The organism is Acinetobacter sp. TGL-Y2 (assembly GCF_001612555.1).
Taxonomy (GTDB): Bacteria; Pseudomonadota; Gammaproteobacteria; order Pseudomonadales; family Moraxellaceae; genus Acinetobacter.
Genome location: NZ_CP015110.1, coordinates 31,620 through 51,120 on the forward strand (window position 1 = coordinate 31,620; position 19,501 = coordinate 51,120).

Genomic DNA, 19,501 nt, shown 5'->3' on the forward strand with positions numbered 1-19,501 from the left:
GCATGATATAAATATTCAAAAGTATGGGTAGACAATCAAAAGGACTCAATCATGGTGGTAGCAACAGCAGCTGCAAATGGACAAGATTATCCACTTTATGTGGCGTCAAAAGCGACATTTACTGGGCAATGGCTTGAGGTGAAGCATAAGTTTAGCCAAGAGGTATATGCACGGGTCGCTTTAGCCGATGCCAAGACTTTAGAAAAAGCGATTCAAGCTGCGGTGAAGGCTGAGTCCGAAATGGCTGCACTTAAACCTTTTCAAAAACAAAAAATACTGCTGCACTGCGTTAGACGTTTCAATGAAATGCGTGAAGAAATGACTGAAATCTTAATAGCAGAAGGAGGTAAACCGCGTAAAGCTGCGGCAGCTGAAGTTGAACGTTTAATTAATACCTTCCAAATAGCAGCAGATGCAGTGACCCAAATGGATGAAGGTCGCATGATGCCGCTGGCGGTCACGGAAGCCGCCGCGGCGTACCGGGGTATGGTAAAACATGTGCCGATAGGGGCGGTCTCGCTGATTAGTCCGTTTAATTTCCCCTTAAATTTAACGGCACATAAAATTGCCCCTGCAATAGCGGCGGGTTGTCCTTTTGTCTTAAAACCGGCGAGCTTAACCCCTATTTCAGCCTTAAAAATTGCGCAAGTGCTTGCGGAAACAGATTTACCTAAAGGGGCATTTTCGGTGCTGCCGTGCCCACGAGAACAAGCGGATATTTTGGTCACCGATGATCGCTTTAAATTACTCAGTTTTACCGGCTCTGATGTGGTGGGTTGGGACATGAAAGCGCGTGCAGGACGTAAGAAAGTCACCTTAGAGCTGGGCGGAAATGCAGCGGTGATGATCGAGCCTGATACGGTGCTGACGGATGCTTTATTTGATCGCCTGATTGGTGGGGCTTATGGGCATGCAGGTCAGGTCTGTATTAGTGTGCAACGAATTTTGATTCATGCGGATCTATATAGCGAATTTAAGAAAAAACTCGTGGCTAAACTCAAAGGTCTTAACGCCGCAGATCCGAGTTTGGACAGCACTTTGGTCGGCCCCATGATTAAACAGGATGAGGCACTTCGTTTAAAAAAATGGGTTGATAAAGCAGTCAAAAAAGGTGCTAAGGTTTTAGCTGGCGGCACTGTCAATGGCGTACTATTTGAACCAACTTTACTTGAAAATGTTGATGAAAAATTAGAAGTGTATAAAGACGAAGTATTCGGTCCAGTAGCAATCATAGAAAAATATAAAGACTTTGAAAAAGGCATCGCGAAGATTAATAGCAGTCGCTTTGGTTTACAGGCGGGGCTGTACACGCAAAACCTCAATAAAATGCTCTATGCATGGGATCATTTGCATGTAGGTGGGGTAATCATTAATGATATTCCGTCTTTTAGAGTCGACAACATGCCGTATGGTGGCGTGAAAGATTCAGGTCTAGGTCGTGAAGGCATCCAGTCAGCAATTCGTGATATGCAAGAGGAGCGATTACTTGCGATCAAGCAATAATGTGATTCGATTGGGGGGGAGAGCCTATGCTCTTCCTCATCCCATGTTTCAAAATAATAACTAAAAATTGAGCCATTAAACGATGAAAAACTTGATCAAACTGATTTTAAAACATTTGAGTATGATCGTAGCCATGTTTGTACTGGTTCAACAAAGTTGGGCTTTAGAACCGCAAAAATTGGTAACAGATGCACGGCAACAAATCGGAAAGACCTTATATTATGATCCTGCCTATACCTCACTCAAATATCCAATGGGTGATGTGCCTTTGGTCAAAGGCGTGTGTACCGATGTGATTATTCGCGCACTGCGTTTGCAAGGTATAGATCTGCAACAGCGCATTCATGAGGATATGAAGAAGAATTTTAGTGCTTATCCGAAAAAATGGGGCTTAAAAACCACGGATCGGAATATTGATCATCGTCGTGTACCCAATATCATGACCTATTTTAAACGCCAAAATTATACGGTAAAAAATCAGCAGTATTTAGCTGGTGATATTGTGACTTGGGATTTGGGCAAAGGTTTGGTGCATATTGGTATATTGTCAGATCGAAAATCAGTTGGCTCAAATACGCCATTGGTGATTCATAACATAGGTCAAGGTACGCAAGAAAATAATATTTTGCATCAGTTTAAAATGATTGGACATTATCGAATTCCTCAGCATGTGAGATAACACGTTCAGCATAATATGAGTGAGATGAGTGAAGGTTAAATTAAGCTTACAAAGGTGTTCATTTGACAGCTAGGTGATGGATATTGAAGGATAAGTTGTACTAAAAGTAATCAAAAGATGTAAAGCTTAGCTTTAAAATAGATTTTTCGAGAATTAATTAAAGAAAAAGCGATTTAAAAGCGTTATTGTTATGTCATTAAACAGTTATTTTTAAGTAAATCTTTAACCAAGAGACTTTAACAATAATTGGTTTGTGATTCGAAAAAATATGCCCAAAAGGCATTATTCCTATTCAAACAACAATATTTTAACGGTAATTTTTACGCGCAAGACAACAAACACAACAGCCGTAATGATTTTCCCTATTTCGAATTAGGTGTTTTATGACAGATACTCGTGAAAACTGGTCTGCCCGATCAGGCTTTATTATCGCCGCAATTGGTTCTGCTGTGGGCTTGGGAAATATTTGGCGTTTTCCATACGTGGCCTATGAAAACGGCGGTGGCGCATTTTTAATTCCGTATTTAATTGCCTTATTGACCGCAGGTTTACCGCTGCTGTTTTTAGATTATGCCGTGGGTCATCGCAGTAGTGGTTCACCACCAAAAGCCTATAAACGACTCATGAAGAAAGCCGAAACACTCGGCTGGTGGCAAGTCTGTGTTTGTTTAATTATTGGTTTGTACTACGCAGGCGTTCTAACTTGGGCGGGAAGTTATGTTTACTTCTCTATGGGTCAAATGTGGGGCTCAGACCCAGAAGCCTTCTTCTTTAAACAGTATCTACAGACCTCATCGGAAGCTGGCTTTGACATGACTTTTGTCAGTCATTTGTTCTGGCCACTGGTTGCCGTTTGGGCTGGAGTACTGTTCATTTTGTACGGTGGTGTTAAAAAAGGCGTTGAGCTTTCCAACAAAATCTTTATGCCGTTATTGATTGTTTTATTTTCTATTTTGGTGATTCAGGCGTTACGTTTACCCGGTGCAGCCGATGGCTTAAATGCCTTCTTTACCCCGAACTGGACAGCCATGATGGACTATAAAGTCTGGTTGGCTGCCTATGGGCATATCTTCTTCAGTTTATCTGTGGGCTTCGGCATCATGGTGACCTACGCATCTTATCTTAAACCGAAAACCAACTTAACGGGTTCAGGTTTAATTGTTGGATTTGCCAATTCATCATTTGAAATTTTAGCGGGTATTGGCGTATTTGCTGCATTGGGCTTTATGGCACATTCAGCGGGCAGCACTGTAGAGGAAGTGGTCAGTGGTGGTATTGGTCTGGCATTTATTGCCTTCCCGAAACTGATCTCAAGTTTAGGTGCAGGTGCAGATTTATTTGGTATCTTGTTCTTCACCTCGCTTTTTGTTGCTGGTATTACCTCCATGGTCAGTATTCTGGAAGTGCCAATTGCAGGCCTACAGGACAAATTAAAATGGAGCCGTAAAAAGGCAGTGAGTGCTGTGGGCGGGGGAACAGGTCTTGTATCTATCTTCCTATTTTCAACCACCAATGCCATTAAATTGGTTGATATCATTGATCACTTCATCAATAACATTGGTATCGTAACAGGTGCATTGATCTCAATTATCATGGTGTCATGGTTCAAACGTTCGATCATGAAAGAGTTGGAATTACATATTAATGGGATTTCAACAGTTCAATTGGGCCGTACGTGGGAATTGACCTTAACCATTATCACCCCAGGAGTTCTGCTCAGTACTTTGCTTTTAACTGTGTATGCATTACTGACCAAAGGCTATGGTGACTATTCATTTGGTCTACAAATGTGGTTCGGTTGGGGCAGTATTATTTTTTGCGTACTCGGCGCTATTTTATTTTCTAGACTTAAAGACCGATAGGGGAATTCGCTATGAATACATCTGCAATTATCATGATGATTATCTCCATTGTATTCTTATGGGGTGGACTGATTTTAGCCATTTTACATTTGATGAAGCATCCCGAATCACTTGATGACTAATCTATAAAAAATTGGAAATATTCGTAAAAGAATATGCAAATGAAAGTCATTATCATTTGTGATAATGACTTTCTTGTTTTGAAATGACGCAAAATCATGGAAAGCTTTGCTCAAAATAGTGTTTGGCTTGCATTTACAGTGACCTTTTTGGCTGGGCTTGCCACGGTGCTGGGTGGTGCTTTGATTTTTTTTTAAGAAAACCCAGTGCACGAATGCTGGCCTTTGGTTTGGCATTTTCCGCAGGTGCAATGATTTATATTTCTTTAACTGAGATTGTAAATAAATCCATATCATCCTTTGCAGAAATCTACATCGAACAATATGCTTATGCGTATGGCACATTTTCCTTTTTAGCGGGTGTGGTATTGGTTTTATTGCTTGACCGTTTTATTCCCAATCCGCATGAAAAAATAGAACAACAGATTGGAAAAGACATGAGTCAGCAGCAACTCAGGCGTACCGCACTTCTGACTTTATTTGCCATCACAGCCCACAATATGCCTGAAGGTTTAGCGACTTTTTTTGCAACATTGTCCAGTCCAACTTTAGGTGCACCACTTGCAGTTGCGATTGCCATTCATAATATTCCAGAAGGGGTAGCGATTGCCTTACCCGTATATATGGCCACAGGCAGTAAGAAGCTTGCGATGAGCGCAAGTTTAATTTCAGGTTTGGCTGAACCGTTTGGTGCTGCACTGGGTTACTTCATTTTGCAGCCGTATATGGGAGCAAATGTCTACGGCATCGTGTTTGGAATCATTGGTGGGGTCATGGTGTATTTGGCACTGGATGAATTATTACCGACTGCGAAGCGTTACGCCCAAGGACATGAAACGCTCTATGGCTTGGTGTCTGGTATGGCGATTTTGGCTAGCAGTTTAGTCATGTTTAAATTTGCCAGTTCAACCGTTTAGATCAACCTCCAGTTCACTCTTTCACTTGACCATTTAAAGAAATTATTTCAATACAATATGCCAATAAAATAGGGAATCAATATCCATAAACAAAAAAAGTGGCCGAAGCCACTTTTTTAACCAGAAAACAACTTAGCTCTTTTGAATACGGCAGTAGTAGAAACCATCACCACGGTCATTTTCAGGGAATAACTGACGACCATGAATTTGTTCAATGCCCCATTCAGCATCAATTTTCACTTCGGTTGCATCGGCATGTTCAGCAAAGAATTGAATCATTTGCTGTTCATTTTCAACTTTTAAAATCGAACAGGTAATGTAAAGTAGAGTCCCGCCCACTTTAAGCTGCTGCCACATGTTGCTTAAAATTTCTTTTTGCAATGTAACTGTTTTGGCAATGTCAGTCGAGTGACGCAGCAGGCGAATATCAGGATGACGACGCATTACACCGATCGCTGAACATGGCGCATCCAGCACAATACAATCGATCGGTTCAGGCGCCGTCCAAGTTGTTGCATCTGCGGTGAGAATTTCCACATCTGCATATTCATTCAAGCCTAAACGCTCTAAGTTTTCCGCCACGCGAACCAAGCGTTTGGCATCATGATCGAGAGCATACAGTTTTTTCGGGCTATATTTTTCTAAAATATGCGCTGTTTTTCCACCAGGAGCTGCACAGGCATCGACCACCACTTTGCCTTCTAAATTCGGTACAAGGGTTGCGCATAACTGAGCGTGTTCGTCTTGAACTGAGAAACCGCCTTCTTCAAAACCGGGTAAGTTCGGAATATGTACATTTTGTTCAAGTACAATACCGACATCCGATATTTCACAAGGACGTGCTTCAAAACCTTCTTCTTCTAGAATCTCAAGGTATTCAGCGCGGCTGACTTGATTGACGTTGACACGTAAAGTCAGTGGCGCAATTTGCTTTAAATTGTACGAAATTTCAGGAAGCTGATCTGCCCAATCTTTTTTCAAACGTTTAAACAACCAGCTGGGTAAACCATGGGCATGTTCAAGAGCAAGGCTGAATTCTTCAGTTTCACGTGAAACACGGCGCAGGATGGCATTCACCAAACCACTTAAGGGTTCAAAACCGAGTTGCTTTGCAGCAGTCACAGTTTCTGAAATCGCCGCATGCGCAGGTACACGGGTACATAAAATTTGGTAAAGACCCAAATACAAACAGCTTTCTACTGTGCCATTTTCAAGGGGCTTGGTCAGCAAGGGCAAAGTAATTGCTTTAAGTGCATGCCATTGACGTAAACAGCCCAAAGTCAGTTCATGGTACAAACCACGATCACGCTCAGAGACAATATTGATGTGTTGATTTAATACAGAAGCAAGAGATTGACCGTTTTGTACAGCCAAAAGTGTTTTCACCACTTGTGCACGTAAATTTAGATTTTTCGAAGATGGGCTATGACTCATGCGAAAATATGTCCTACATGCAATTTTTGAGTTTGATAAATTTGAACTGGGTTTAAGGGCTTAGCGCCAGGCCACTGTAATAATGACAAGCAGACCGCTTTTTGATCACCACAGACGACATGGACGCCGTGTTTATCTAAAGCAATGATTTCACCGGGAGTAGCGGTCTCGGAATTCAATTCAGACAAGGATGACTGCCAAATACGTAAATTTTCAATGTCATTTAGGGCTGTGAAAGCGACAGGCCAAGGGTTAAACGCACGAATATTACGATCGATCTCTACAGCAGGAAGCTGCCAGTTAATCTGCGCTTCCGCTTTCGATAGTTTGTGGGCGTACACTGTGAAGTGCTCATCTTGTACTTCACGGGTGTCTAAATACTGTTGTAGTGTTTGCTCGGTTTCCAAAACTTGAAGCAATGCCTGAGCACCTTGGATCGCCAATTTATCATGCAAAGTGGCTGAGGTATCTGTAGCTTCAATCGGGCAAATGGTTTTAAACATCATGTCGCCAGTATCGAGTCCTGCCGCCATTCTCATAATGGTGATGCCCGTTTCAGAATCACCTGAACTAATCGCACGTTGAATCGGTGCTGCACCGCGCCAGCGAGGAAGCAGTGAACCATGGATATTTAGACAACCATACTTCGACATATCTAAAACAGTTTGAGGGAGAATTAAACCATAAGCTGCCACCACCATGACATCTGCCTGCAAAGCCGCTAGCTCCTTCTGTGCAGCCAAACCCTCTTCAGTCGATGCTTTAAAGTGCAGGGGTTGATAAACAGGAAGGTTATGCTCAAGTGCCAATTGTTTAACCGCAGAGGCACTCAGTTTTTGTCCGCGTCCAGCTTTACGGTCTGGCTGAGTATACACAGCGACAATTTCATGTGTAGTGCTGAGCAATGCGGCTAAAGCACTTGCTGCAAATTCAGGTGTACCCGCAAAGATGATTTTCAATATTGGAACTCTTTAACATTTAACCCGCCATTATAGCAAAGCTCTACCTGACTGTTTAACAATTCGATGACTTCATTGTTAAGTTCATTTTAAAAGAGTATTTATGTAATTAAATGAGGTCTATTTCATGTAAATTCAGCTTAAAAAAATAATTTAACGTACAAATAATGATCAGATGTGACACTTTTTGGTTTGTTTATTTTTCTTCAAAAATTGTGAATCTATTCTACATAATTCAAACATATGATATTTAATAAAAATCACATTACTTGCAGTAATGGAGATATACCTGGCTATTGTTTTTTTAGAGTGTGAACTGCATTACATTTTTTTGATTGATAAAAATGTATGGTTAATGTTAAATATTCTTAGATGAAATTTAAACAGCCTCTTTTATTGATTTTTAAGAATAAAAAGCAATAAAAGCATACAAATAAACAGCACCACGGGAATAAAAAATGAACAAAATCTATAAGGTGATTTGGAATGCTGCTTTAGGAACGTGGGTGGCTGTTTCAGAACTCGCAAAAGGTAAAACAAAGTCTTCTAAAATAAAAGCCATTGTTGGAACTGCGACGATTGGATTGATGGTGACGTTTAGCTCAGGTGTGGGGGCGGCTTATACTGCTGGTGGTGGAACAACACCGCTTTTTGGGGCTGGAAGTTCAGGTATTGCAATAGGGAATGGTAATGTCGGTTCTGCTACTGTTGGTGCAAATGGGGGAGAAGCAATTGCAATAGGTGCAACTACACGTGCAAATGGATTTCAGTCGACAGTTATTGGTAATGATATTACAGGTAATGGTGATCAATCTGTAATTATTGGTTCAAATTACAATGTGAATATCACGACTTCCACGGGGCTAGGTGGTGTTGCAGTGGGGAGTGGTTTAACTACTACCTTAAAGAGTCCTATGGCTAATGGTATAGGTTCTGTAGCGATTGGTTCGAGTGGTGATGGTACTACGAGTAGTAATAGCTTAAATGGTGCTGTGGCTACAGGAAACCATGCATTGGCGTTGATGGCGGGATCAATTTCTAGTGCAACTGATTCAATTGCAATTGGAACGAATGCCGGTGCTATTTCTAATAACAGCATTGCACTTGGAGCAAATGCTGATGCAGGTCGGTCAGGTGGAATCTTGGATGTTAATGCAACAGCGATAGGTAAAGATACAAAAGCGTATGCGTATAGTATTGCACTAGGTACTGGAGCAAACGCTGATAATGCTGGATATTTACGTACAGATGGCGGTATTGCAATTGGTAATGATGCAACAGTTGGTACTATCCAAAGCGGCATAGCAGTTGGTAATAGTGCAAACGCGAGTTTAAATAATTCAGTTGCGTTAGGAAATAACTCAAAAACAATAGCGATGTCAAAAGCGGCATATCTAACAAATCAGGCAACATCGGCTGCTGTAGGCGTAGTTTCTGTGGGTTCTGACACGCAAAAACGTCGTATTCAAAATTTAGCAGATGGTGCTGAAGACTCAGATGCCGTGACTATTGCACAATTAAAAGATGTAAATAATCGAGCGGTTGGAAATACGACTGCATTAGGTGGAGGAGCAGCTTATGATCCTGCAACAGATACGTATATTGCACCTAAATATAATGTAACCACGAATCCATCAGCGGCTACAAAAACAGGTGATGTAAATACAGTTGCAGCTGCTTTAATTGGTTTGGATACAGCAATTAACCAACCGATAACCTTTGCTGGAAATTCAGGTACAAGTGCGCAGAAACTAGGATCGGCATTAAATATTAAGGGTGGGGCTACAGCGGCTAGTTCAAATGCAAATGTTAAAACAGTTGTGACGAACGATAATGTTGATATTCAAATTGTTGATGCGCCTACATTTGCAGGAACAGTGACATCTACAGGTTTGCAAGTAAATGGCAACAGTACTGTTACTGGTACTCAGACAGTTACAGGCATGAGTAATTTAAATGGTGGGGCGAATTTAAATAATCAAAAAATTACAGGTCTTCAGGATGGGACAGTTGCATCGGGGTCAAAAGAAGCAGTAAATGGTGGTCAGTTATTTACAACGAATACAAATGTAAGTACGGCACAAACGACAGCAAATAATGCCCTAGCGAATGCTGCGACAGCAGATGGCAAAGCGGTAGCAGCACAAAATACAGCGAATACAGCAAATACTACAGCAAATACAGCAAATACCACAGCAAATAGTGCACTAACTGAAGCACAAAAAGGTTTAAATTTTACTGTAAATGGTACAGCGCCAGCAGATAAAGTTGGACTTGGAGAAACTGTTAATTTTGCAAATGGCACAAATACCACAGCTGTTTATGATCCAGCGACAAACACTTATAAATATAATGTGGTTGATGCGCCTACATTTGCAGGAACAGTGACATCTACAGGTTTGCAAGTAAATGGCAACAGTACTGTTACTGGTACTCAGACAGTTACAGGCATGAGTAATTTAAATGGTGGGGCGAATTTAAATAATCAAAAAATTACAGGTCTTCAGGATGGGACAGTTGCATCGGGGTCAAAAGAAGCAGTAAATGGTGGTCAGTTATTTACAACGAATACAAATGTAAGTACGGCACAAACGACAGCAAATAATGCCCTAGCGAATGCTGCGACAGCAGATGGCAAAGCGGTAGCAGCACAAAATACAGCGAATACAGCAAATACTACAGCAAATACAGCAAATACCACAGCAAATAGTGCACTAACTGAAGCACAAAAAGGTTTAAATTTTACTGTAAATGGTACAGCGCCAGCAGATAAAGTTGGACTTGGAGAAACTGTTAATTTTGCAAATGGCACAAATACCACAGCTGTTTATGATCCAGCGACAAACACTTATAAATATAATGTGGTTGATGCGCCTACATTTGCAGGAACAGTGACATCTACAGGTTTGCAAGTAAATGGCAACAGTACTGTTACTGGTACTCAGACAGTTACAGGCATGAGTAATTTAAATGGTGGGGCGAATTTAAATAATCAAAAAATTACAGGTCTTCAGGATGGGACAGTTGCATCGGGGTCAAAAGAAGCAGTAAATGGTGGTCAGTTATTTACAACGAATACAAATGTAAGTACGGCACAAACGACAGCAAATAATGCCCTAGCGAATGCTGCGACAGCAGATGGCAAAGCGGTAGCAGCACAAAATACAGCGAATACAGCAAATACCACAGCAAATAGTGCACTAACTGAAGCACAAAAAGGTTTAAATTTTACTGTAAATGGTACAGCGCCAGCAGATAAAGTTGGACTTGGAGAAACGGTTAACTTTGCAAATGGCACAAATACCACAGCTGTTTATGATCCAGCGACAAACACTTATAAATATAATGTGGTTGATGCGCCTACATTTGCAGGAACAGTGACATCTACAGGTTTGCAAGTAAATGGCAACAGTACTGTTACTGGTACTCAGACAGTTACAGGCATGAGTAATTTAAATGGTGGGGCGAATTTAAATAATCAAAAAATTACAGGTCTTCAGGATGGGACAGTTGCATCGGGGTCAAAAGAAGCAGTAAATGGTGGTCAGTTATTTACAACGAATACAAATGTAAGTACGGCACAAACGACAGCAAATAATGCCCTAGCGAATGCTGCGACAGCAGATGGCAAAGCGGTAGCAGCACAAAATACAGCGAATACAGCAAATACTACAGCAAATACAGCAAATACCACAGCAAATAGTGCACTAACTGAAGCACAAAAAGGTTTAAATTTTACTGTAAATGGTACAGCGCCAGCAGATAAAGTTGGACTTGGAGAAACGGTTAACTTTGCAAATGGTACAAATACCACAGCTGTTTATGATCCAGCGACAAACACTTATAAATATAATGTCATCGATGCACCTGTTTTCGCTGGACAAGTAAAAGCCAATGGTTTTGATGCTAGTGGTCAGACCATCAGCAACGTAGCTAGTGGTGGTTCGACTGTGACGAATGCAGCAAATATAGGCGATGTGCAAGCGGCGGCGGTAGCTTCGAAAACTACCGTTGTACAAGGCAAAAATACGACCGTTACCAAAACAACAGATCCAACAACGGGAAGTGATAGCTATACCATTGATGCTGACTCAGCGAGTGTGACCACGAGCTCAGGTACACTTGCAGTAAGCAAAGGAACAAAAGATAGTAATGGCAATACTGCTTATGATCTAGACCTTTCGACGGCAACCAAAAATCAAATTCAACAAGGCGTGACAGCGAGTACAGACATTGCGACCAAAGGTCTGACTTTTAATGGAGACAGTGGTACGACTGGCATTAAAAAGTTGGGTGATGCGGTTGCGATCACTGGTGATACAAACATTGTAACAGCTGCAACGGTTGATGGCGTAGCAGTAAGCTTAAACCGTAACTTGGATCTAGACAGCGTGACTGCAGGCAATACCGTCATCAATGGGGCTGGAGTGACAACAGATAAAGTCACTGTAGGCAATGTGACGGTTGACAGCAGTACCAATAAAATCAGCGGATTAGAAGCAGGCACAGCGGGCAAAGATGCGGTCAACAAAGACCAATTGGACAGCGTCCAAGCGGGTGCAACACAAAACACCGATGCCTTGGGCAACAGCACGGCTGCGAACTTAGGCGGTGGTGCGACATACGACTCAAGCACAGGTGCGCTCAGTGCACCAAGCTACATCACCAATGATCCAACCACAGGTACTGCGAACACGGCGAGCAATGTTGGCGATGCGCTGGACAGCTTAAACACAGCGGTGAACAAACCACTGACCTTTAAAGATGCAGCGAGCGGTAGTTCGATCAATCCACTGGGCAGCGAATTGGCGATCGTGGGGGACAGCAACATCACCACCACCGTGAGCCAAGGCCAAGCAGCGATTGCACTGAACAAAGACATCAGTTTAGACAGCGTGACTGCAGGCAATACCGTCATCAATGGGGCTGGAGTGACAACAGATAAAGTCACTGTAGGCAATGTGACGGTTGACAGCAGTACCAATAAAATCAGCGGATTAGAAGCAGGCACAGCGGGCAAAGATGCGGTCAACAAAGACCAATTGGACAGCGTACAAGCGGGTGCAACACAAAACACCGATGCCTTGGGCAACAGCACGGCTGCGAACTTAGGCGGTGGTGCGACATACGACTCAAGCACAGGTGCGCTCAGTGCACCAAGCTACATCACCAACGATCCAACCACAGGTACTGCGAACACGGCGAGCAATGTTGGCGATGCGCTGGACAGCTTAAACACAGCGGTGAACAAACCACTGACCTTTAAAGATGCAGCGAGCGGTAGTTCAACCAATCCACTGGGCAGCGAATTGGCGATTGTGGGGGACAGCAACATCACCACCACCGTGAGCCAGGGCCAAGCAGCAATTGCACTGAACAAAGACATCAGTTTAGACAGCGTGACTGCAGGCAATACCGTCATCAATGGGGCTGGAGTGACAACAGATAAAGTCACTGTAGGCAATGTGACGGTTGACAGCAGTACCAATAAAATCAGCGGATTAGAAGCAGGCACAGCGGGCAAAGATGCGGTCAACAAAGACCAATTGGACAGCGTACAAGCGGGTGCAACACAAAACACCGATGCCTTGGGCAACAGCACCGCAGCCAACTTAGGCGGTGGTGCGACATACGACTCAAGCACAGGTGCGCTCAGTGCACCAAGCTACATCACCAACGATCCAACCACAGGTACTGCGAACACGGCGAGCAATGTTGGCGATGCGCTGGACAGCTTAAACACAGCGGTGAACAAACCACTGACCTTTAAAGATGCAGCGAGCGGTAGTTCGATCAATCCACTGGGCAGCGAATTGGCGATTGTGGGGGACAGCAACATCACCACCACCGTGAGCCAGGGCCAAGCAGCAATTGCACTGAACAAAGACATCAGTTTAGACAGCGTGACTGCAGGCGATAGCCTTCTCAATACCGATGGCTTAACGATTGTGGGTGGACCAAGCATTACCAAAACGGGCATTGATGCGGCAGGCAACACCATTAGCAATGTCAAAGATGGTGTGGCGGGCAAAGATGCGGTCAACAAAGACCAATTGGATAGCGTACAAGCGGGTGCAACACAAAACACCGATGCCTTGGGCAACAGCACCGCAGCCAACTTAGGCGGTGGTGCGACATACGACTCAAGCACAGGTGCGCTCAGTGCACCAAGCTACATCACCAACGATCCAACCACAGGTGCTGCGAACACGGCGAGCAATGTTGGCGATGCGCTGGACAGCTTAAACACAGCGGTGAACAAACCACTGACCTTCAAAGATGCAGCGAGCGGCAGTTCAACCAATCCACTGGGCAGCGAATTGGCGATTGTGGGGGACAGCAACATCACCACCACCGTGAGCCAGGGCCAAGCAGCAATTGCACTGAACAAAGACATCAGTTTAGACAGCGTGACTGCAGGCAATACCGTCATCAATGGGGCTGGAGTGACAACAGATAAAGTCACTGTAGGCAATGTGACGGTTGACAGCAGTACCAATAAAATCAGCGGATTAGAAGCAGGCACAGCGGGCAAAGATGCGGTCAACAAAGACCAATTGGATAGCGTACAAGCGGGTGCAACACAAAACACCGATGCCTTGGGCAACAGCACCGCAGCCAACTTAGGCGGTGGTGCGACATACGACTCAAGCACAGGTGCGCTCAGTGCACCAAGCTACATCACCAACGATCCAACCACAGGTACTGCGAACACGGCGAGCAATGTTGGCGATGCGCTGGACAGCTTAAACACAGCGGTGAACAAACCACTGACCTTTAAAGATGCAGCGAGCGGTAGTTCGATCAATCCACTGGGCAGCGAATTGGCGATCGTGGGGGACAGCAACATCACCACCACCGTGAGCCAAGGCCAAGCAGCGATTGCACTGAACAAAGACATCAGTTTAGACAGCGTGACTGCAGGCAATACCGTCATCAATGGGGCTGGAGTGACAACAGATAAAGTCACTGTAGGCAATGTGACGGTTGACAGCAGTACCAATAAAATCAGCGGATTAGAAGCAGGCACAGCGGGCAAAGATGCGGTCAACAAAGACCAATTGGACAGCGTACAAGCGGGTGCAACACAAAACACCGATGCCTTGGGCAACAGCACCGCAGCCAACTTAGGCGGTGGTGCGACATACGACTCAAGCACAGGTGCGCTCAGTGCACCAAGCTACATCACCAACGATCCAACCACAGGTACTGCGAACACGGCGAGCAATGTTGGCGATGCGCTGGACAGCTTAAACACAGCGGTGAACAAACCACTGACCTTTAAAGATGCAGCGAGCGGTAGTTCGATCAATCCACTGGGCAGCGAATTGGCGATCGTGGGGGACAGCAACATCACCACCACCGTGAGCCAAGGCCAAGCAGTGATTGCACTGAACAAAGACATCAGTTTAGACAGCGTGACTGCAGGCAATACCGTCATCAATGGGGCTGGAGTGACAACAGATAAAGTCACTGTAGGCAATGTGACGGTTGACAGCAGTACCAATAAAATCAGCGGATTAGAAGCAGGCACAGCGGGCAAAGATGCGGTCAACAAAGACCAATTGGACAGCGTACAAGCGGGTGCAACACAAAACACCGATGCCTTGGGCAACAGCACGGCTGCGAACTTAGGCGGTGGTGCGACATACGACTCAAGCACAGGTGCGCTCAGTGCACCAAGCTACATCACCAACGATCCAACCACAGGTACTGCGAACACGGCGAGCAATGTTGGCGATGCGCTGGACAGCTTAAACACAGCGGTGAACAAACCACTGACCTTTAAAGATGCAGCGAGCGGTAGTTCGATCAATCCACTGGGCAGCGAATTGGCGATCGTGGGGGACAGCAACATCACCACCACCGTGAGCCAAGGCCAAGCAGCGATTGCACTGAACAAAGACATCAGTTTAGACAGCGTGACTGCAGGCGATAGCCTTCTCAATACCGATGGCTTAACGATTGTGGGTGGACCAAGCATTACCAAAACGGGCATTGATGCGGCAGGCAACACCATTAGCAATGTCAAAGATGGTGTGGCGGGCAAAGATGCGGTCAACAAAGACCAATTGGATAGCGTACAAGCGGGTGCAACACAAAACACCGATGCCTTGGGCAACAGCACGGCTGCGAACTTAGGCGGTGGTGCGACATACGACTCAAGCACAGGTGCGCTCAGTGCACCAAGCTACATCACCAACGATCCAACCACAGGTACTGCGAACACGGCGAGCAATGTTGGCGATGCGCTGGACAGCTTAAACACAGCGGTGAACAAACCACTGACCTTTAAAGATGCAGCGAGCGGTAGTTCAACCAATCCACTGGGCAGCGAATTGGCGATTGTGGGGGACAGCAACATCACCACCACCGTGAGCCAGGGCCAAGCAGCAATTGCACTGAACAAAGACATCAGTTTAGACAGCGTGACTGCAGGCAATACCGTCATCAATGGGGCTGGAGTGACAACAGATAAAGTCACTGTAGGCAATGTGACGGTTGACAGCAGTACCAATAAAATCAGCGGATTAGAAGCAGGCACAGCGGGCAAAGATGCGGTCAACAAAGACCAATTGGACAGCGTACAAGCGGGTGCAACACAAAACACCGATGCCTTGGGCAACAGCACGGCTGCGAACTTAGGCGGTGGTGCGACATACGACTCAAGCACAGGTGCGCTCAGTGCACCAAGCTACATCACCAACGATCCAACCACAGGTACTGCGAACACGGCGAGCAATGTTGGCGATGCGCTGGACAGCTTAAACACAGCGGTGAACAAACCACTGACCTTTAAAGATGCAGCGAGCGGTAGTTCAACCAATCCACTGGGCAGCGAATTGGCGATTGTGGGGGACAGCAACATCACCACCACCGTGAGCCAGGGCCAAGCAGCAATTGCACTGAACAAAGACATCAGTTTAGACAGCGTGACTGCAGGCGATAGCCTTCTCAATACCGATGGCTTAACGATTGTGGGTGGACCAAGCATTACCAAAACGGGCATTGATGCGGCAGGCAACACCATTAGCAATGTCAAAGATGGTGTGGCGGGCAAAGATGCGGTCAACAAAGACCAATTGGATAGCGTACAAGCGGGTGCAACACAAAACACCGATGCCTTGGGCAACAGCACCGCAGCCAACTTAGGCGGTGGTGCGACATACGACTCAAGCACAGGTGCGCTCAGTGCACCAAGCTACATCACCAACGATCCAACCACAGGTGCTGCGAACACGGCGAGCAATGTTGGCGATGCGCTGGACAGCTTAAACACAGCGGTGAACAAACCACTGACCTTCAAAGATGCAGCGAGCGGCAGTTCAACCAATCCACTGGGCAGCGAATTGGCGATTGTGGGGGACAGCAACATCACCACCACCGTGAGCCAGGGCCAAGCAGCAATTGCACTGAACAAAGACATCAGTTTAGACAGCGTGACTGCAGGCAATACCGTCATCAATGGGGCTGGAGTGACAACAGATAAAGTCACTGTAGGCAATGTGACGGTTGACAGCAGTACCAATAAAATCAGCGGATTAGAAGCAGGCACAGCGGGCAAAGATGCGGTCAACAAAGACCAATTGGATAGCGTACAAGCGGGTGCAACACAAAACACCGATGCCTTGGGCAACAGCACCGCAGCCAACTTAGGCGGTGGTGCGACATACGACTCAAGCACAGGTGCGCTCAGTGCACCAAGCTACATCACCAACGATCCAACCACAGGTACTGCGAACACGGCGAGCAATGTTGGCGATGCGCTGGACAGCTTAAACACAGCGGTGAACAAACCACTGACCTTTAAAGATGCAGCGAGCGGTAGTTCGATCAATCCACTGGGCAGCGAATTGGCGATCGTGGGGGACAGCAACATCACCACCACCGTGAGCCAAGGCCAAGCAGCGATTGCACTGAACAAAGACATCAGTTTAGACAGCGTGACTGCAGGCAATACCGTCATCAATGGGGCTGGAGTGACAACAGATAAAGTCACTGTAGGCAATGTGACGGTTGACAGCAGTACCAATAAAATCAGCGGATTAGAAGCAGGCACAGCGGGCAAAGATGCGGTCAACAAAGACCAATTGGACAGCGTACAAGCGGGTGCAACACAAAACACCGATGCCTTGGGCAACAGCACCGCAGCCAACTTAGGCGGTGGTGCGACATACGACTCAAGCACAGGTGCGCTCAGTGCACCAAGCTACATCACCAACGATCCAACCACAGGTACTGCGAACACGGCGAGCAATGTTGGCGATGCGCTGGACAGCTTAAACACAGCGGTGAACAAACCACTGACCTTTAAAGATGCAGCGAGCGGTAGTTCGATCAATCCACTGGGCAGCGAATTGGCGATCGTGGGGGACAGCAACATCACCACCACCGTGAGCCAAGGCCAAGCAGTGATTGCACTGAACAAAGACATCAGTTTAGACAGCGTGACTGCAGGCAATACCGTCATCAATGGGGCTGGAGTGACAACAGATAAAGTCACTGTAGGCAATGTGACGGTTGACAGCAGTACCAATAAAATCAGCGGATTAGAAGCAGGCACAGCGGGCAAAGATGCGGTCAACAAAGACCAATTGGACAGCGTACAAGCGGGTGCAACACAAAACACCGATGCCTTGGGCAACAGCACGGCTGCGAACTTAGGCGGTGGTGCGACATACGACTCAAGCACAGGTGCGCTCAGTGCACCAAGCTACATCACCAACGATCCAACCACAGGTACTGCGAACACGGCGAGCAATGTTGGCGATGCGCTGGACAGCTTAAACACAGCGGTGAACAAACCACTGACCTTTAAAGATGCAGCGAGCGGTAGTTCGATCAATCCACTGGGCAGCGAATTGGCGATCGTGGGGGACAGCAACATCACCACCACCGTGAGCCAAGGCCAAGCAGCGATTGCACTGAACAAAGACATCAGTTTAGACAGCGTGACTGCAGGCGATAGCCTTCTCAATACCGATGGCTTAACGATTGTGGGTGGACCAAGCATTACCAAAACGGGCATTGATGCGGCAGGCAACACCATTAGCAATGTCAAAGATGGTGTGGCGGGCAAAGATGCGGTCAACAAAGACCAATTGGATAGCGTACAAGCGGGTGCAACACAAAACACCGATGCCTTGGGCAACAGCACGGCTGCGAACTTAGGCGGTGGTGCGACATACGACTCAAGCACAGGTGCGCTCAGTGCACCAAGCTACATCACCAACGATCCAACCACAGGTACTGCGAACACGGCGAGCAATGTTGGCGATGCGCTGGACAGCTTAAACACAGCGGTGAACAAACCACTGACCTTTAAAGATGCAGCGAGCGGTAGTTCGATCAATCCACTGGGCAGCGAATTGGCGATCGTGGGGGACAGCAACATCACCACCACCGTGAGCCAAGGCCAAGCAGTGATTGCACTGAACAAAGACATCAGTTTAGACAGCGTGACTGCAGGCAATACCGTCATCAATGGGGCTGGAGTGACAACAGATAAAGTCACTGTAGGCAATGTGACGGTTGACAGCAGTACCAATAAAATCAGCGGATTAGAAGCAGGCACAGCGGGCAAAGATGCGGTCAACAAAGACCAATTGGACAGCGTACAAGCGGGTGCAACACAAAACACCGATGCCTTGGGCAACAGCACGGCTGCGAACTTAGGCGGTGGTGCGACATACGACTCAAGCACAGGTGCGCTCAGTGCACCAAGCTACATCACCAACGATCCAACCACAGGTACTGCGAACACGGCGAGCAATGTTGGCGATGCGCTGGACAGCTTAAACACAGCGGTGAACAAACCACTGACCTTTAAAGATGCAGCGAGCGGTAGTTCAACCAATCCACTGGGCAGCGAATTGGCGATTGTGGGGGACAGCAACATCACCACCACCGTGAGCCAGGGCCAAGCAGCAATTGCACTGAACAAAGACATCAGTTTAGACAGCGTGACTGCAGGCAATACCGTCATCAATGGGCTGGAGTGACAACAGATAAAGTCACTGTAGGCAAT

At 46.0% G+C, this 19,501-nt stretch carries 7 protein-coding genes and 1 pseudogene; 6 read left to right on the forward strand and 2 right to left on the reverse strand.

Going from position 1 to position 19,501, the window contains the following annotated elements; all coding sequences use genetic code 11:
- Nucleotides 1-51: 51 nt before the first annotated feature.
- From AMD27_RS00135 to zupT, 5 genes and pseudogenes are all read left to right on the forward strand, one after another.
- Nucleotides 52-1,503: an aldehyde dehydrogenase family protein gene (locus tag AMD27_RS00135; RefSeq protein WP_067654697.1), complete on the forward strand. Its 1,452-nt coding sequence runs from the start codon at nt 52-54 to the stop codon at nt 1,501-1,503.
- Between the two features lie 121 nt (nt 1,504-1,624).
- Nucleotides 1,625-2,182, forward strand: a complete 558-nt coding sequence (locus AMD27_RS00140; protein ID WP_228140730.1) for a DUF1287 domain-containing protein — start codon at nt 1,625-1,627, stop codon at nt 2,180-2,182.
- A 383-nt stretch (nt 2,183-2,565) separates the two neighbouring features.
- Complete coding sequence (locus AMD27_RS00145; protein WP_067654702.1) at nt 2,566-4,044, forward strand: sodium-dependent transporter; 1,479 nt, start codon at nt 2,566-2,568, stop codon at nt 4,042-4,044.
- 11 nt (nt 4,045-4,055) lie between these two features.
- Nucleotides 4,056-4,166 carry a methionine/alanine import family NSS transporter small subunit gene (locus AMD27_RS17910; RefSeq protein ID WP_081405892.1) on the forward strand — a complete coding sequence of 37 codons (111 nt, stop codon included), beginning with the start codon at nt 4,056-4,058 and terminating at the stop codon, nt 4,164-4,166.
- 96 nt (nt 4,167-4,262) lie between these two features.
- A pseudogene (zupT, locus tag AMD27_RS00150) lies at nt 4,263-5,080 on the forward strand (zinc transporter ZupT).
- 132 nt (nt 5,081-5,212) lie between these two features.
- On the opposite strand, the gene rsmB reads toward zupT, so the two are convergent.
- Both rsmB and fmt read right to left on the reverse strand, forming a co-directional pair.
- Complete coding sequence (gene rsmB, locus AMD27_RS00155; protein ID WP_067654705.1) at nt 5,213-6,514, reverse strand: 16S rRNA (cytosine(967)-C(5))-methyltransferase RsmB; 1,302 nt, start codon at nt 6,512-6,514, stop codon at nt 5,213-5,215.
- Nucleotides 6,511-7,473 carry a methionyl-tRNA formyltransferase gene (fmt, locus tag AMD27_RS00160; RefSeq protein WP_067654708.1) on the reverse strand — a complete coding sequence of 321 codons (963 nt, stop codon included), beginning with the start codon at nt 7,471-7,473 and terminating at the stop codon, nt 6,511-6,513. Before fmt ends, rsmB begins: the two co-directional genes overlap by 4 nt.
- A gap of 458 nt (nt 7,474-7,931) precedes the next feature.
- On the opposite strand from fmt, the gene AMD27_RS18945 reads away from it, so the two are divergent.
- Nucleotides 7,932-19,475, forward strand: coding sequence for an ESPR-type extended signal peptide-containing protein (locus AMD27_RS18945; protein WP_067654711.1), 11,544 nt, complete (start codon nt 7,932-7,934; stop codon nt 19,473-19,475).
- The last annotated feature ends 26 nt before the right edge of the window (nt 19,476-19,501 follow it).